12 protein-coding genes and 1 pseudogene are annotated in these 17,335 nt (G+C 65.1%); 6 read left to right on the top strand and 7 right to left on the bottom strand.

The features are described 5' to 3' along the window. Window positions 1-2: 2 nt before the first annotated feature. The 3 genes from C8J39_RS13690 to C8J39_RS13680 all read right to left on the bottom strand — a co-directional run bounded on the left by C8J39_RS13690 (window position 3) and on the right by C8J39_RS13680 (window position 4,904). The gene (locus C8J39_RS13690; RefSeq protein ID WP_120300988.1) at window positions 3-767 is read right to left on the bottom strand and encodes an SDR family NAD(P)-dependent oxidoreductase; all 765 of its coding nucleotides are present in this window, start codon (window positions 765-767) and stop codon (window positions 3-5) included. Window positions 768-777: 10 nt separating this feature from the next. Beyond that, on the bottom strand, window positions 778-1,581 hold the full coding sequence (locus C8J39_RS13685) for an IclR family transcriptional regulator (protein WP_120300987.1): 804 nt from the start codon (window positions 1,579-1,581) through the stop codon (window positions 778-780). Window positions 1,582-1,715: 134 nt separating this feature from the next. Beyond that, window positions 1,716-4,904, bottom strand: a complete 3,189-nt coding sequence (locus tag C8J39_RS13680; protein ID WP_259457557.1) for a TonB-dependent receptor — start codon at window positions 4,902-4,904, stop codon at window positions 1,716-1,718. 336 nt (window positions 4,905-5,240) lie between these two features. Between C8J39_RS13680 and C8J39_RS13675 the strand changes: the two genes are divergently transcribed. Continuing rightward, a complete protein-coding gene (locus tag C8J39_RS13675) occupies window positions 5,241-7,160 on the top strand; it encodes a rhamnogalacturonan lyase (RefSeq protein ID WP_243650093.1) in 1,920 nt (639 codons plus the stop codon). Between the two features lie 12 nt (window positions 7,161-7,172). Here the strand turns inward: C8J39_RS13675 and C8J39_RS13670 are convergent, their stop codons facing one another. From C8J39_RS13670 to C8J39_RS13655, 4 genes are read right to left on the bottom strand one after another with little or no spacing between them, the layout of a single operon-like run. Further along, a complete protein-coding gene (locus C8J39_RS13670; protein WP_120301206.1) occupies window positions 7,173-8,474 on the bottom strand; it encodes an oligogalacturonate lyase family protein in 1,302 nt (433 codons plus the stop codon). A gap of 16 nt (window positions 8,475-8,490) precedes the next feature. Further along, a complete protein-coding gene (locus C8J39_RS13665; protein WP_120300986.1) occupies window positions 8,491-9,465 on the bottom strand; it encodes an alpha/beta hydrolase in 975 nt (324 codons plus the stop codon). Window position 9,466: 1 nt separating this feature from the next. Further along, the gene (locus tag C8J39_RS13660; RefSeq protein WP_120300985.1) at window positions 9,467-10,660 is read right to left on the bottom strand and encodes a rhamnogalacturonan acetylesterase; all 1,194 of its coding nucleotides are present in this window, start codon (window positions 10,658-10,660) and stop codon (window positions 9,467-9,469) included. Between the two features lie 29 nt (window positions 10,661-10,689). Next, the gene (locus C8J39_RS13655) at window positions 10,690-11,481 is read right to left on the bottom strand and encodes a rhamnogalacturonan acetylesterase (RefSeq protein ID WP_243650091.1); all 792 of its coding nucleotides are present in this window, start codon (window positions 11,479-11,481) and stop codon (window positions 10,690-10,692) included. Between the two features lie 181 nt (window positions 11,482-11,662). Here C8J39_RS13655 and C8J39_RS13650 point away from each other — a divergent pair, with 181 nt between their 5' ends. From C8J39_RS13650 to kduD, 5 genes and pseudogenes are all read left to right on the top strand, one after another. Next, window positions 11,663-12,322, top strand: coding sequence for a DUF6250 domain-containing protein (locus tag C8J39_RS13650; protein ID WP_120301204.1), 660 nt, complete (start codon window positions 11,663-11,665; stop codon window positions 12,320-12,322). Next, window positions 12,322-13,749 (top strand): annotated as a pseudogene (locus C8J39_RS19330) (Tat pathway signal sequence domain protein); the annotation flags it as partial. The gene C8J39_RS13650 and the pseudogene C8J39_RS19330, both read left to right, overlap by 1 nt. Window positions 13,750-13,752: 3 nt before the next feature. Beyond that, complete coding sequence (locus tag C8J39_RS19325) at window positions 13,753-15,054, top strand: hypothetical protein (protein WP_404969356.1); 1,302 nt, start codon at window positions 13,753-13,755, stop codon at window positions 15,052-15,054. A 111-nt stretch (window positions 15,055-15,165) separates the two neighbouring features. Next, window positions 15,166-16,008, top strand: a complete 843-nt coding sequence (kduI, locus tag C8J39_RS13640) for a 5-dehydro-4-deoxy-D-glucuronate isomerase (protein ID WP_120300984.1) — start codon at window positions 15,166-15,168, stop codon at window positions 16,006-16,008. 116 nt (window positions 16,009-16,124) lie between these two features. Next, a complete protein-coding gene (kduD, locus tag C8J39_RS13635) occupies window positions 16,125-16,880 on the top strand; it encodes a 2-dehydro-3-deoxy-D-gluconate 5-dehydrogenase KduD (RefSeq protein WP_120300983.1) in 756 nt (251 codons plus the stop codon). Window positions 16,881-17,335 lie beyond the last annotated feature (455 nt).

Raw genomic sequence — 17,335 nt, 5'->3', positions numbered from 1 at the left:
GCTTATTGCAGGTTCACGTACATGCCGCCGTCGACCAGCAGCGAGGCTCCGGTGACGTATTGCGCGAGATCGGACGCCAGGAACACGGTAGGCCCAACCAGATCGTCGGGCTTGCCAAGCCGACCCAGCGGGATGCGTTTTTCCATGTACGACCGCTTGGCCTCGTCGGCGAGATCGTCCTTGTTGATGTCCGTCAGGATCGTCCCCGGGAACAGCGAGTTGCAGCGGATGCCGTGCTTGCCGAGCGCGATCGCGACCGACTGCATCAGCGAATGCAGGCCAGCCTTGGTCGGCGTGTAATGCGTTTGGTACTCGCCGCCGACCAGCGCCGAGATCGACGACATCGCGATGATCGAGCCCCCATCGCCCTGCCTCACCATCTGGTTCGCCGCGGCCTGCACCATGTAATAGGCGCCGTGGAGGTTGACGCGCATGGTTCGCTCGAACGTCTCGACCGGCATGTCGAGGAATGCGTGGAACGGACAGATCCCGGCGTTGTTGACGAACACGTCGACCCGCCCGAGCGCCGCTACGGCCTTGTCGATGAAGTCGCGCGCGGTATCCGGATCGGCGACGTCGCCCTGGATCGCGACGGCTTTCCGCCCGAGCGCCTCGATCTCGGCCACGGCACTCTCGGCACCCGCCACGTCACGCGCGAAATTCAGCGCGACGTCGGCGCCGTGTCGCGCGCAACCGATAGCCACCGCGCGGCCGATTCCTGCCGATGCGCCGGTCACCAGCACGGTCTTGCCTTCGAGCAACATTATTTTCTCCCAGTTAGTCGGTTGGCGGCTCGAAGCCGAGTTCGCGGCTGATCGCGCCCGCGGTGCCGCGCACTTCGTCGGTCAGCGTCGTCATGCGGTCGTCGCTCATATATTGCGCGGCGCTGGACACGCTGATCGCGCCGACGATCTTGCCCGCGGCATCGCGGATCGGGGCGGCGACGCAGCGGATCTGGTCCTCGTTCTCCTCCAGATCGAACGCACGGCCGCACGTCGCATAGCCTTGCATCCGCTCGCGCCACACTTTCGCATCGGCCTTGGGCGCACCCGCCGCCTGGTCCGCGTCGAAGCGCTCCTGCCAATATTTTGGGGGGGAATCGATCATCAGCGCCTTGCCAAGCCCGGTCGAACTGAGCGGCTGGCGATCGCCCACCCGGCTCGAAATCGTGATCCGCCGCCGCCCCGGCACCTTGTCGAGATACAGCGCGAAATCACCGTCGAACACGCCAAGATGCACGGTGTCTTCGGTCGAGGCGGCCAGCTCCTCCAGATAGGGTCGCGCGACCTGCACCAGATCGGCCTGCGCCTGCGCAAGCGTGCCGAGCAGCAACAGCTTGGGTCCGAGCCGGTATCCGGAGCGCGGCGTGAACGCGAGATACCCGCGATCGACCAGCGCACTCAGCAACCGGTGCGTCGTGCTCTTCGTCAGGTCGAGCTTTACCGCGAGTTCGCTGAGCGTCAGCACCTCGTGGCTGACCGCCTCGATCAGGTCGAGCCCGCGCATGAGGGTCTGGCTGCCGGCACCGACGCCGTTTCCGGCCGACTCCGACTTGTCGATGTTCGTCGTGGAAGTGTTCATGCCCACTCCATAAGACGGCCTCCTACATGCTGGCAATCGGCGAATCTTGCGTCGATTCCGGTCACGCTACACGTCTGGAAAACCAGGAAAAAACGGCCGACCGTCTTGCGGCGGTCGGCCGAGGAGGGAGCGCTCTAGAATTTTAGCTGGAGACCGGCGAAGAACCGCTGGCCGGCGTAATAATATTCCACCGGCCGCGCCTTGTCGATGTAGCTCGCCGACGACTCCTTGTTGATGTTCTGGATCTCCATGAACAACTGGGTGTGCTGCTCGGGGAACCGGAACGTCACCTTTGCATCGAAATAGCCTTCGCCGCGACGATAGATCGGGCTGTTGTCGAAATTGACGTCGGACACGGTCTGGAGCCAGTTCGAGCGGTAATTGTAGTTGACGCGGATGTTGAGCCAATCCTTATCGTAGAAGATGCTCGCATTCGCGGTCCACTTCGACAGGCCGGGATAGTCGTTGAGCGGTTGGCCGGTGGCGACGTTGGTCAGGTTGGTCCGGATCGCGCGCGCATAGGTGAAGTTGCCGCTGGCCCCGAGACCATCGAACGGTGCGGGGAGGAACGTGAAGGCGGTCTGTACGCTACCTTCGATCCCGTCCAGCAACGCGCCGAACCCGTTGACCGGCTGGCGCACCGTGAACAGCGAGCCGTCCTGGAAGAGATCGACATCGCCGCGCGTCACGTTCGAGATGACGAAGCTCTTCTCGTATTTCTTGAAATACCCGATGCTGACCGCGGTGTCCTTGTTCGGGAACCAGCCGAGGTTCACTTCCCATTGATCGGCGCGATACGGCACGAGATCGGGATTGCCCGCGGTGCAGGCGTCCTGAAGCCCGGTGATATCGGTGGAGTCGTCGAGACAATTGACGTTGGGGACCAGATCGGTCGGCTTGGGACGGGCGAGATTGCGAGCCCAGTTGGCGCGGAAGGTCAGGTTCGGCGTGATTTCCAGCGCGCCGTTGAACGCGGGAAGCCAGTCGGTGTAGCTGTTCTTCAACGACAGCGAGTTTGCCGCAAGCGTGACCGTTTCGATCACTGCGGGAATACCGGGCACGCCCGTGCCGGGACGGATCCGCGTCTGCCGGCTGATGTTGGTGCCGGTGCCCTTGTCGGTCGTCTTGATATAGCGAACGCCGGCATTGCCGCTGAACCGCATGCCGAGGACGTCCTGCTCGAAATTACCCTTCAGATATGCGGCGGCAACGGTTTCCTTGATGAAGACGGTCGGGATCTGCGACTGGCCATCGGCGTTGCGGACCAGATCCTGATCGAAGCCCGACAGGTCGTATATCTGGCCCAGTCGGTCGAAATTGATGGTCGGTACCGACAGTTGCGAGGGCAGGCCAGCCGGCGCACCCTTGAGCCCGGTGAACAGGCCCGCACCCGGCAGACCGCCTGTATTGGCCGCGATGAACTGTGCGTACTGGGCCTGCGTCATGTAATAGGTGTTCGCGGCGCGCACGGCCGGCGGCGTATCGGTGACGACGGTGGTGTACGAAACGTTGGCGCTCGTCTGATACACGGCAGGGACGGCCGCCGCGCCGGTCGAAGGGTTCGCCGAAACCGCTGGCGTCAGCAGGCGCGAGCCGCCGCCGTTGTAGTTCTCATACTCCTGCCAGCGGAACTGCCCGCCATATTCGATGCTCGTCAGGAACGGCAGGTTGGTGTTCCAGTCCGCGTCAAGCTTGAGCTGGTCTTCCTTGTTGTTGTTGTCGCTCGGGCGATACTGGACGGTCGGTCCGGCCTGCCGTCCGGGTGCGTTGATCGTGCCGGGGCGGACATAGGCGCCGGTCGAATTCGGGTCGAAGTTTTCGGGGAACACGAACACCGGAACGCCAAGGTCGTTGCGACGGTCTATGGTAACCCCGCCGATGCCGGTCGAATAGGCGAGCAGGTTGGTATCGTTGACGGTTCGGCCCGTCGAATGCGACGCGAGCGCCTTGATCTTGAGATCGTCGAAGGTCCAGTCGAACCCGGTCAGGTAATACCGGGTGCGCTGATCGTATTTGAAATCGCGACGCTGGACGCCGAGGATGTTGCTGGCACCGTTCCAGACCGGTGCAGCGGCTGTGCCGACATTGACCGAATTGAGCGCGGTCAGCGCGCTGGTGACGACGTGGTTCTCGCTGGTCGACGTGCCCGCGGTGATCTGCGGACGCGACGTGGCGCCATTCAGGCCGACCGGCAGCGCGGCGTCGTAGTTGAAGCGCTCGAAACGGCCGAGATCGAGCGAGTAGTTGACGTCGTTGAACTGCTGCTTGCGGTTGGTGATGATCGCTTCGGCGTACGCGCGGAAGTTCGGCGCGAATTCATACTGGACCTGGAGATCGGCGGACAGGCGCTGGTCGTCGATCCGGCGCTGGCGCAGGCGCGGCACGGTCGGGACCCAGTCGAAGAACTGCGTCTCGCAGGCCAGCCGCCGCGTCGTCGCCGCTGCCGCATTCGCTCCGCCGACGCCTGCGCAACTGCCATAGGTGTTGAAATTGGCATAAGCGGGGTTGGCGACGGTCTTCTCGTCCGAGCGATCGAAATCCGCGATCCGCTTCCAGTTGGTGTTGCTGATATAGTCCTGGCGAAGCTGCTTCTTCTCGTAGTTGACGGTGCCCAGGATGCCGAGGCCATCGAGCAGGAAATGGGGTGTCCCGAAGATGCCGGTGAGGCGGGGACGCCATTTCTGTGCGGTGTCGAGATGCTGCGCGGAGGCCACTGCGCTGAGGAGCGGCTTTGCCAGTTCGAGCGGACGGCGCGTCTCGACGCTGACCGTGCCGCCGAGGCCGCCTTCGGTCAGGTCGGCGCTATAGCCCTTGTAGACGTCGATCGACTTGACGAGTTCGGTCGCGAGATCGCGCAGATCGCCCGAGCGGCTGCCATCGGCGCTGGCCTGCGTGACGCCGTTGATCTCGATGCGGTTGAGATCGGGTTCGACGCCGCGGATCGAGATCTTGGTGCCTTCGCCGAAGTCGCGATCGAGCTGCACGCCGGTGACGCGGGCCAGCGAGTCACCGAGGTTCTTGTCCGGAAAGCTCGCAATGTCGTCGGCGACGATCGAGTCGACCACGGTGCCGGCCTTGCGCTTGCGGGCGATCGCCGATTGCAGCGAGGCGCGCGTGCCGACGACGAGGATGTCTTCCGAGGTCGCGCCGTCCGGCAGGGTCGCGTCGGGCGCGGGCTTCTGTGCGGATTGCGCAACGTCTGTCGCCGGCGTCGTAGGCGCGGTCGTCTGGGCGGTAGCGGCGGTCGCCGAGCCCAGCATCAGCGCCAGTGAAGACGTCGTGATCGCCAGATTGCGCACCGAACAAGTGTGAAGTGTCATCATATTCCCCCCGAAAGACGTTCCGGGCGGCGACGCATGCGGTAGCCGGCCCATCGTGAAGTCACCATGCTAGGTGGCTGGGCTAGCCGGCTGGGCGCGTCGACAAGGCACGGGCGCGGCAGGCCTTGCGGCATGTTGCGCGATCGATTTCTGTGCTGGGTCCAGTCATCATCATCCCCTCGTCTCGACGCGGTCGTTACCGTCGCCAATGCCGGTACCATGACCGACGAAAAACCATATTGTGAAGCTCTGTCCCGTTTATTAGTTTGCCATTTCCTGAAGGGCAATCATAATAATTGGGATAAGTGCGATAATTGGCACGCCGCAATGGAGATGATGATGACGATAGGCAGCCGCGCGTTCCTGGCGCTCATGGTCGGTGTTGCGACGCCCGCGCTGGCGGCATCGCCGTCCCGCGCGGTAGAGCGGCTGGATCGTGGCGCCGTCGCCACGCCCGCGAAGGACGGCGGCTGGCTCGTCAGCTGGCGACTGTTGCGGGACGATCCGTCCGCGACCCGCTTCGACGTCTATCGCGACGGCCGCAAGATCACATCGCAGCCGGTCGCCGACGCGACGTCGTTCGTCGATCGCGAGGGCAATGATCGCGCCCACTATACCATTCGTGCCCTCGTCGGCGGGAAGGCAGCAGCACCGAGTGCCCCCGCGCTGATGGCGCCGCGCGGGTATGTGTCGATTCCGCTCGTGCCTCCGACCGGCGGGACGACGCCCGATGGCGAGGCGTTCACCTATACCGCCAACGATGCCAGCGTCGGCGATCTCGATGGCGACGGGCGTTACGAACTGATCCTGAAATGGGATCCGACCAACAGCCACGACAACAGCCAAGCGGGCTATACCGGCAACGTCTTCGTCGACGCCTATACGCTCGACGGCAAGCGGCTCTGGCGGATCGACCTTGGTCGTAACATTCGGGCGGGGGCGCATTACACGCAGTTCCAGGTTGCCGATTACGACGGCGACGGCCGCGCCGAAATTGCAATGAAGACTGCGGACGGCACCGTCGATGGCACCGGAGTCACGATCGGCGATGCCAAGGCGGACTGGCGCGGTCGCGACGGCGAAGTGCCGCAGCCCGACAAGACCGGCGCGAAGGTGCTCGCGGACGGGACCAAGGTCGCGCCGCTCGTCGGACGTATCCTGAAAGGCCCGGAATATCTGACGGTGTTCGACGGTCGTTCGGGCAAGGCGCTCGCCACCGCGCCCTATGATCCGCCGCGCTATACCGGCGGCAATCCGACCTTCGACCAGATGCGTGATACCTGGGGCGATGGCTATGCCAACCGCTCCGACCGGTTCCTTGCGGGCACGGCCTATCTGGATGGACGGCATCCGAGCATGATCTTCGGTCGCGGCTATTATGCGCGCACCGCGATCGCCGCGTGGGATTATCGTGGCGGCAAGCTGAGCAAGCGCTGGCTGTTCGACAGTGCGGCGCCGGGTAACGCCGACTATGCCGATCGCGGCAACCACCAGCTCAGCATCGCCGATGTCGACGGCGACGGCCGCGACGAGGTGATCTATGGCTCGATGGCGGTCGACGACGACGGCAAGGGATTGTGGACCGTGCCGCTGTTCCACGGCGATGCGATGCATGTCGCCGATCTCGACCCGTTGCGTCCGGGTCTCGAGAAATGGGGTGTGCATGAGCAGGTAAAGACCAATGGCGGGATCGGCTCGGCACTGCTCGACGCGCGCACCGGCGCGGTCCTGTGGACCAAGCCTGCCGATACCGACACGGGCCGCGGGCTCGCCGCGGATATCGACCCACGTCATGTCGGGGCCGAGCTATGGGGCTCGAACAGCCGCGACCTGTTCGACGTGAAGGGCAATGCGATCGGACCGGCGCCGCGCCAGACCAACTTCGCGCTCTACTGGGACGGCGACCTGCTTCAGGAACTGCTCGACGGCACGACCATCAGCAAGTGGAACTGGAAGACGGGCACCGCCTTGCCATTGCTGCATCCGACCGACGTCGCATCAAACAACGGCACCAAATCCAACCCTGCGCTACAGGCGGACATTCTCGGCGACTGGCGCGAGGAGGTGGTGTGGCGGTCGGCCGACAACCGCGAATTGCGCATCTACGTGACGCCGTATCCGACCAGGCACCGCCTCGTCACGCTGATGCAGGACCCGGTCTACCGCGCGGGCGTCGCGTGGCAGAACACCGCCTATAACCAGCCGCCGCATCTGGGCTATTTTCCGGGCAGCCTCAGGCCGTCGAACGACGCCGACTGAGGCTGCCGGCCGTCAGGGTCCGGGCTTGGCGGTCTCCACTGCGTAGATCGCCGCCTTGCCCTCGATGTTCGCGCGGAAGATCAGCCATTTCCCGTCTGGCGAAAAGCGCGCGTTAGGCTCGAGTTTGTAATCCTGCTTGCCCATGTCGACGAGTTTCTCTGCGGCGAAGGTCCCTGCTTCGATCAGGCTGTCGGCATTGTCGGCGCGGATCCCGGCGACGTCGGGCACGGGCTTCGGACGGAAGAGGTACATCCACTTCCCGTCGGGGGCGTGCGCGACCATCTCGCTGTCGCCGCCGTCGCCCGAGAACAGTGTCTGGTCCGCCGAGACGTTATAATGGACCGACCATTCGTTGCGGTCGAGGTGGTACCAACGGCGCTTGGCAGTGGCGACGTCGTAGCCGGCCAACCAAAAATCCTCGCCGCGCGGCGTTTGCAGATCGTACCAGATCGTCTTGCCGTCGGGCGACCAGAATTCATGGCCGGCAATCTCCATGTTCATCGTCCGCGTGTGAACCTTGGTTATCTGGCTGCCATCGGTGCGGATGGTCCAGATACGGTCGACGCGGTGCCACGGCCCCTCATGGCAATACATCAGCAGCGTCGGGTCGGTCGGCGAGAATTGCAGGTGGTTGAGCCAGTCGGTCGCCTTCACCACGCTGCGCCGCTGCCCGGTCGTCACGTCGACGGTGAAGATCTCCATGGGAATCTTGGCGTCGAGCCGCTGGTTCAGCCGGAACTCCTTGGCGTCGGCATAGACCATCGGCCGGCCGTCGGGCCAGTTCGCCGCGTACGCCGTCTGTCCGGTCTTGATATCGACGCCCGCCGCGTTGGGCTGGAGCGGCATGTCGCGCGAGGCGACCTGCCCGGCGAGCAATGTCTCGTCGGCGTTGAGCGTGTCGATGCGGCTGCCCTTCGGCACCACCGCGATCTTGCGGACCTTGGCGGTGTCGATGTCGGCGGCATAGATCGTGATCGGCGCGTCGTCGCCACCCTTGGCCTGTTCGGAAAAATACGCGGTGCGCGTCTTGTGGCCGGCGAACAGCAGGTGAGCGCCGGGCCGGTGCAGCAACGACCTGACCGCCCATGTCTTCGTATCCGCCACCGAGATACCGTCGGCGGTCTGGAATATCATCAGGTCGCCCTGCGGCGTGTAGGCGTTGTAATTGAAATATAGCGCGTAATTGCCGGGCGCGTCGGACAGTCGCAGGACCTTGTGGCCGGTCTTCGCATCGATCCATGAGGCCGGTTTTGCCGCGATCGAGGGTGCGGCCATAGCGAGCGCGATGCTCAGCCCGAATGCAATGTTTCGCATCGTCAGATCCTTGTCGTTACGCGGGCCAGCCATGGTCGCGCGACCAGGCGAGGAATAGGTCCATCCACGGTATCGGCGTGCCGTCGCGGTGCGGGGCAGGCGGGCCATGCCCGCCTTTTTCGAACACCATCAATTCGGTCGGGATCTTGGCGGCATGCAGCGCTTCGTACAGCAGGATGCTGTTGCGCGCCGGCACCGCGGGATCGTCGGCATTCGCCATCACGAAGCTCGGCGGCATGTCGGCCGGGATATCCAGCTGCGTCGAATAGCGGCGCTGCCAGGCTGGATCGGCGGCGTGCGGACCTAACAATTCGCGACGCGATTGCGCATGCACGCCGTCGTCGAGCATCGTCACGACGGGAAAGAACAGCCCCGCCATCAGGGGTTTTGCGGACAGGCGGTCGGCCGCGTCGATCGGCGCGTAGGCCGGCATTGCCGACCGGGACGCCAGCCGTGCTGCGAGATGCCCGCCAGCGGAGAAGCCTGTGACGGCAACGCGCGCCGGGTCGACTGTCCAGCGCGAGCCCGCACCCGCGCGGATCACGCGCATTGCCCGCTGTGCATCCTGCAACGGCGCATCGGGACCCGCCGCCCAGCCATCGTGCGGCAGGCGATAGAGCAACTCGAACGCGGTGATGCCGCGCGCGGCGAAATCCCGTGCAATGCCGCCGCCCGTTCGCCCGACTGCAACACGCGCGTAACCGCCGCCCGGACAAATCAGCACCGCCGCACCGTTGGGCTTGGCCGGTCGCACCACCGTCAGCATCGGCGTCGCGACATGCGGCCAGGCGATGTCGTCCGCCGCGCCGGTCGGCGAACGCTTGACCCATTGGTCGGTAACCGCCGGTGTCGGGCCGCCGGGTGCGGCACCTGGCCAGAGCGCGAACCGCTCCACCGCCAGCGTCGTTTGCTGTGCGAGAGCGCGGAGCGGCAGCAGGCTGATGAGCCCACTGGCGAGACCACCGGCCAGGATCGTACGTCGCGTGGTCATCTCAGTTTCCGTCCGGTCGGGTGGAATCATGCGCCACGCTCGGCGCAAGCCGGAACGCGGCAGGGTCGGGCGGATGGCCCGCGTCGAATGCTGTCAGGTCCGGCTTCAGATGCTCGGCGAGCGGCAGTTTCGCGGTAGCAATGCCCGCCGCGACCGCCCGCGCAAGGACCCAGGCGCCGTAATTGTCGTGATGCGTCGCGTCCTTGCCACCATCGTTGAACGCGAGCGGCGCGCGCGTCGGTCCGAGTGCCTCGTAGAAGCGGATGCTCGCGGCATTCAGGTCGATCACCGGCACGCGTAGTTCAGCGCCGACCGCCTTCACCGCCGCAGCATAGTCCGTGAGTGTCGGGCGGATCTTGTCGCCGGTCCACATCCGCCGTTCGGGCGAAGTCACGAGCACTGGCTCCACGCCCCGACGCCGAAACTCCGCGATCCACGCGCGGAGGTAATCACGATAGGTCGTCTCGGCCGCGGCGTAGGTCTGCGGCCACTGCGCTTTCTGGTCGTTATGCCCGAACTGGATCAGCGCCCAATCGCCCGGCTTCGCGGACTCCAGCACCTTAGCGAAGCGCAATTCCGTCATGAAAGATTTCATCGTCTCGCCGGATTCCGCATGATTGGCGACGGCGATGTCCGGACGGAAGAAAGCGGGAAGCATCTGCCCCCAACTGGCGGCAGGCTCCGCCGGCTGGTCGGTGACGGTGGAGTCGCTGAGCAGGAATATCGTCGGCACCGTGATCGGCTCGATCGTGATCGCAGTCACGCCGGGCTTCGTGCCGAGCATCTCCAGCGTCAGCCGGTCGTCCCAGCTGAACGAACCGCGCTCGCGTGGCTTGATCAGCACCGCGGTCCCACCCGGCGCGTTCAGCGGCGGCGGGGTGAGTGCGGCGTTGCGGACGTTGACGACGAAGCTCTGCGTGAGCGATCGCCCCGCCGGCACGACGACCGTATCGAGCATCAACCGCCGCGACTCCGCCTTGATACTGGTGTCGGTACGCATCTTGGGCAGGCCGAGAGTCACCGTGACCCGATAGTTACCTGGCGGGACCGCAACCGAGAACAGCGCGGGGTTACCGCCCTCGAAACCGAAGCCGTCCGCATAAGCGCGCCCGGCCGCCACCGACACGGCGTCTTTCGGGGCCGAGCCACCACCGAACACGAACCGTCGTACCTGCGCTTCGGCCGCCGTACTCATCAAAGCAAATCCCAGAGCCAGCGCGCCGATCAGCCGCACGACGGGCCACCCGCCGGCGTCGCACGCGTCAGGGCGGGAGTCCCAGGCGTCACGTACCGCGCGATCGGCAGCTTCAGATGGTGGAGTCCGGTCGCCACCAGATCGGCAACCCGCCGCGCGCCGATTTCGCTGAAATGCGTGTCGTCGGCCACGCCGGTGGGATAGCCGGGCGCTCCTGCTGCGCCGGTGTAATGCAGGTAATACCCCTTCGCCGCGTCGGCCCCGGCCGCCTGCACCCAGGCCTGTGACGTCTTGCCGAGATCGATCAGCGGCGTCCGCGTGTCGCGCGCCACCTGTCGCGCCGCATCTGCATAGGTCGGAAAGCTAGGTTGCTCGACCCCGTCCTTGAAGTCGCGGCGCGCGACCGGGGTCAGGATCACCGCCTTCGCACCCGCATGGCTGGCGACGTCGAGAAATTGGCGGAGGTTTGCGCGATACTGTTCGATCGTCGTGAAGCGTTCGGGCTTGTCGACACTCGCATCGTTGTGACCGAACTGGATCAGCAGCGTGTCGCCTTTCCGCAGGTCCGCGGCGATCTTGTCGAGCCGCCCCTCGCGGATGAAGCTGTTGGTGCTGCGCCCGCCGATCGCGCGGTTCTCAATGCTGACGTTTGGCGCCATGGCGCATCGCAGCATCGTGCCCCAACCCGACTGCGGATAGCGATCCGCCTTGTAGTCCTGCGCGGTCGAGTCGCTGGCGATGAAGATCCGCATCGGGGCAGGGGCGGCTCCGCTCAGTGCAGGCGCAACCAGAGCGATGGCTATCAACAGGCCGTTTCTCACCCATACTCTCCTGCGTCTTCTTCCCCGCATGATGCGACGCCGATCCGCAAAGAGCAACCGGCATCTCGATGAAATAACCATCATGTGGAATGTATAACTAATATTCGGCACGAACTTGGCGACAGCGATTTCGCGGCCTATGCAATGGCGGGGCGCGATGACAGCGCACGGGGAGGGCAGCATGCGCTTGAATGCACGGCTTCACATCGCGGCGGGTATCCTCGCTAGCGTGCCGTCGACGTCGATCGCCCGCCAGCCGCGCGCCGATTGGGTCGTCGAAGCCGAGGATCCCGCGGCGCGAGTCACCGAACGCGGCGGAACCATCGATATCGATACCGCGAAGGGCCTGACGCTCTGGTGGCGCAAGCCGGTCGCGGGACCGGTCGTCATTCGGTTTCAGGCGATGGCGGTATCGCAGGGCGGGGTGAACGACAAAGTCAGCGACCTCAACGCGTTCTGGATGGCCCGTGAAGACGACGGGAGTTCCGTTCTCGTCCACCGCCGCAGCGGTGCCTTCGCGGACTATGACAGCCTGCGCACCTATTATGTCGGCATCGGCGGCAACCGGAACACGACGACCCGCTTCCGCCGCTATGTCGGCCGCGTCGGGGACCGGCCGCTGCGCCCCCAGGACGACAAGCGCGATGCCACCGACATGCTCGTACCCAATCGCTGGACGACGATCCGGCTGATCGCGGACGGGCGGACGGTGGCGGTCGAGCGCGACGGGCGGCGGGTGTTCACGCTCGACGATCCCGAACCCTATGCGTCCGGCCAGTTCGGGCTGCGGACCACGTGGAGCCACCTGCGCGTCCGCCACCTGTCGATCACGCGCCGCTGATGGAGACGATCATGACCCCAATGAACCCTACGCGGCGCGATACGCTGAAGGTCGCACTGCTCGGCGGTGCGACCGCGTTGCTGCCGGTCCGGCTCGATGCCGCGCCTGCGTTCCAGTCTGCCGCGATACGCTGGATCGACGGGGCAACGCCGACGATGCACATGGGACAGACGTTCGGCGTCGCGTGGCCGCGCGGCGTGGTGAAGCGCAACACCGCGCTGGCGGTTCGCACTGCCGATGGCGCCGACATACCCGCGCAGACCTGGACCACCGCAACTTGGCCCGACGGTTCGATCAAGTGGACCGCCCACGCGATACCCGCCGATGTCGCGCCCGCTGGCCTGATCGTCACGCGCGGTCGGGCGATGGCACCGGCGCGCGCGGTGAAGGTCACCGAGACGACCGATGCGGTAGTCGTCGACGTCGGCGACCTGCGCTGGGAGATCGGCCGCACCGGCCCCGCATTGGTCCGCTCGGCCAGCCAGTCCGGGCGGCCCCTGCTCGGTCCTGTAACCCTGGTCGGTTCGGTGAAGTCCGATCCGCTCCACGGCGAACCCGCGTCGTTCGCCGGCGAGATTGAAAAGGTGACCATCGAGCAACGCGGCCCCGTCCGCGCGGTCGTCAAGATCGAGGGGCGGCACGTGATGGCCGATCGTCGCTGGCTCCCCTTTACGGTGCGGCTCTATGCCTATGCCGGATCTGACGCGTTGCGGATCGTCCACAGCTTCGTGTTCGACGGCAATGCAGGCCATGACTTTCTTGCGAGCTTGGGCGTGCAGGCGTCCGTGCCGATGCGTGGCGCGCTCCACGATCGCCATGTCCGCATCGCCACCGATGGCCAGATGTTCGCCGAGGGCGTGCGACCGCTCACCGGCCTGCGCCGCGATCCAGGCCGTGCGTTCCGCGAGGCGCAGATCGCCGGACACGCGACCCCGCCGCTGGCAACGATGGCGCCAGCGGTGCGCGACACGCTCGACCGGATCCCCGCCTGGGGCGACTTCCGTCTCGAACAGCCGAACGCCAATGGCTGGCAGCTGACCAAGCGGACCGCGCCCGGCCAGGGCTGGATCGACGCGGACGAAGGTCGCCGCGCGCCTGGGCTCGCCTATGTTGGCGGTCCGGATGGCGGCGTCGCGCTCGGCCAGCGCTATTTTTGGCAGCGGCACCCGACTGCGCTCCACATCGACGGCGCGGATGGCGACGCGGCACGGTTGACCGCGTGGCTCTGGTCGCCCGAGGCGCCCGCGATGGACCTGCGGCCCTATCACGGTGCGATGGGGATGGAGGGATTTGCCGCGCAGAACGAGGGCCTGTCCGTCACCTATGAGGATTACGAACCCGGCTGGGACGACGCATCCGGCATCGCGCGGACCAGTGAACTGACGCTCTGGGCCTTGCCTGCGACGCCCGACACCGTGACGCTCGCGCAGATGGCGAAGGCTCAAGCGACACCGCCGCAATTGATGGCGAGCCCCGAACACCTCCACGCCGCGCACGTGTTCGGCGATTGGAGCCTGCCCGATCGCTCGACGCCGAACCGCACCGCGATCGAGAACCAGCTCGACAATTTGATCGATTTCTACGCTGGTGAAGTGGACCGCCGGTCCTGGTACGGGTTCTGGAACCACGGCGACATCATGCATACCTATGACAGCGACCGGCATCGCTGGCGGTACGATATCGGTGGGTTCGCGTGGGATAACAGCGAACTCTCGCCCGACCTGTGGCTCTGGTATTCGGTCCTGCGCACCGGCAACGCGCAGGCGTTCCGCTTTGCCGAAGCGATGACTCGCCACACCGGCGAGGTCGACGTCTATCACGGCGGTCGCTTCGCCGGCATGGGCACGCGCCACGGCGTCCAGCACTGGAGCGACAGCTCCAAACAGCCTCGCGTCAGCAACGCCAGCTATCGCCGCATCTTCTATTATCTGACCGCGGACGAGCGCGTCGGCGACCTGATGCGCGACCTGCTCACATCCGACCAAACGCTCCAGCAGGTCGAGATCGGGCGGAAGGTGCCGGGGGCGAAGAAGCCGGTATTGCCGACGGGAACGATCGAGATGACGTTCGGGACGACCTGGTGCCCGCTTGCCGCGGCGTGGCTGACCGAATGGGAGCGGACCGGCGACTCCCACTGGCGCGACCGGATCGTCGCCGGGCTCGACAGCATAGGGCGGCTGCCGCATGGCTGGATGACCGGCAGCGCGCCGTTTGATCTCGCCTCGGGACGGTTCATCGACCAGAATCGCGGTATCCGGCTCTCGCATCTGAACGCGGTGTTCGGCGCGGTCGAGGTGAGTTCCGAACTGGTCCGCCTGCTCGACGTGCCGCGCTATCGCACCGCGTGGCTCGACTATTGCCGCTGGTACAACGCGCCCCAGGCCGAGTATCTGGCAAAGTTCGGTGCGCCGTTCGGCCCGCGCAACTTACGCGAGGCGCATTCCCGGCTGACTGCGTACGTCGCGCACGAAACGCAGGATGCGACGCTCGCTGCCCGGGCGGCGGGAGAGTTCCTGTCTGGTGATGCAGGGCTTGGCACATGGCCGAGCGATCCGCGGCATACCGAAGGGCACGTCACCGAATGGCCCGGCGTCTCGACCAACGCGTCCGCGCAATGGGGTCTCGCCGCAATCCAGTGTCTGGCGTTGATCCCCGAGGCGCTCGACCGCGCGACCATCCAATCGCCAGAGGCATTGGGTAAACGCCGCCTTGGCGATGCCGGCCGCGACTGATTGAGAAAATCCCGTATTGTGGTCACTTGCGCCAAAATATGCGGAGCGGTATCGGTTCTGTCAACTGAGGTGTCGCTTCCGGCATCCATCTCTCGGCCATCGGAGTCCCGCATGTACGACCGCACCTACTACGCCACGCATCCCGACATGATGGAGTGCGTCTCCAACGACGAACTGCGCGACCGGTACCTGATCCAGGACCTGTTCCGCGACGGTGAGTGCGTGCTCAACTACACGCATGCCGAGCGTTTCGTTATCGGCGGCGTCGCCGTCGCGAGCGGTAGTGTGAAGCTGCCCGATCAGGCCGAGCCGGCATCGGCGGCAGGCCACCCATTCCTGGAGCGTCGCGAGCTTGCGGTCGTCAATGTCGGCAAGGTCACGGGCACCGTCACGGTCGACGGCGAGACGTTTACGCTCGGCAACAAGGATTGCCTGTACGTGACGATGGGCGCCAAGGACGTGCAGTTCTCCGGCGACGGCGCGCGCTTCTATCTGGCGTCGTGCCCCGCGCACAAGGCGTTCACGACGCGCGTGATCTCGGTCGGCGATGCGACCACGCTGGAGCGCGGCAGCCTGGAGGACTCGAACGAGCGGACGATCTACCAGATGGTCATCCCTGGCATCTGCGACAGCGCGCAGCTTGTCATGGGACTGACGGTGCTGAAGCCCGGCTCGGTCTGGAACACGATGCCGCCGCATATCCATGAGCGTCGCAGCGAGATCTATTTCTACTTCGAGCTCGACGACCTCGAGAAGGATCGCGTGTTCCACTACATGGGCGAAGGCGAAGCGACCCGGCACATCGTCATGGCGAACGAGGAAGCGGTCATCAGCCCGCCTTGGTCGATCCACATGGGTTCGGGCACCAAGGCTTATGCGTTTATCTGGGCGATGGCCGGCGAGAACCAGGATTATACCGACATGAACGTCCTGGATATCTGCCAGCTGGCGTAAATCTTCCCCCCTCCCGTCCACGGGAGGGGTCGGGTGAGGGCGTGTCCACGAGCGTCGGTCCGCGTTTCCCCTCCCCTAGCCCCTCCCGCAGGCGGGAGGGGAATGAGAGAGAAAGCATGACAAATCCCTTCGATCTCACCGGCAAGGTCGCCATCGTCACCGGCGCGAACACTGGCATCGGCCAGGCGATCGCCATTGCGCTCGCTACCGCCGGCGCGGACGTCGCCTGTGTCGGCCGCACGCCCGCCGAAGACACCGTCGCGCAAATTCGCGCGCTAGGTCGCAATGCCGAGATCGTGTCGGCCGACTTGTCGACGATCGAACCGGTGCAGCGCGTCGTCGACGAGACGGTGGCCAAGCTCGGCGGGCTCGACATCCTGATCAACAACGCCGGCATCATCCGCCGCGCCGACGCGGTCGACTTCACCGAAGCCGACTGGGATGCGGTGATCGACACCAACCTCAAGTCGGTGTTCTTCCTGTGCCAGGCGGCCGGTCGCCACATGATCGCGAACGGTGGCGGCAAGATCGTCAACATTGCCTCGATGCTGACGTTCCAAGGCGGTATCCGCGTGCCGAGCTACACTGCGTCCAAATCGGGGATCGGCGGCCTCACCAAGTTGCTCGCGAACGAATGGGCAAGCAAGGGCATCAACGTCAACGCGATCGCACCGGGATACATCGCGACGAACAACACCGCTGCACTCCAGGCGGACGAGACCCGCAACCGTTCGATCCTCGACCGCATCCCGGCAGGCAAATGGGGCGACGCGAGCGATCTCGGCGGTGCGGCGGTGTTCCTGTCGTCGGCGGCAGCCAACTACGTGCAAGGCCACATCCTCGCCGTCGATGGCGGCTGGCTCGCACGGTGATCTTCACGTCATCGTAGAGAATTGCGAGACTGCAGCGTTCCGTCTCCTCCCGAGCCTTTGCCGAGAACTATAAAATTTAGCACAATATGCTCATACGAACTGCGCCGAGAGCTAAGGCATCCGCGTAACTTTGGTCGGGTCGATGAGCATCGCCAGGAACCTGTCGAAATCGGCTTCTCTGGCTGGTCCTGTCACGATCACGCGATCCGTCTGTCTACCGCCGGAACGGGTGTCTTTGGGCGTTGCTGAAGCGGCGTGACTAATGCGATCGTCTTCGCAAAGATCTGATAACCGGCGCTTTCGCAGACCGCCTCGCATACGTGTGTAGCGCAACGGCCCCAGACGACGAGCGAGGGCGGGTACCGTGTAATGTGCCTATGAACTACATAGGCCAGTTAAAGCTAAGCCGTGGTGTTCCGGAACATTGTCCGACCCACCACGGCTTATATTCATGT

The organism is Sphingomonas sp. PP-CC-1A-547 (assembly GCF_003610375.1).
Lineage (GTDB): Bacteria > Pseudomonadota > Alphaproteobacteria > Sphingomonadales > Sphingomonadaceae > Sphingomonas.
Note: the sequence above shows the minus strand (reverse complement) of the source record. Positions and strands in the feature narration are given on the sequence as shown.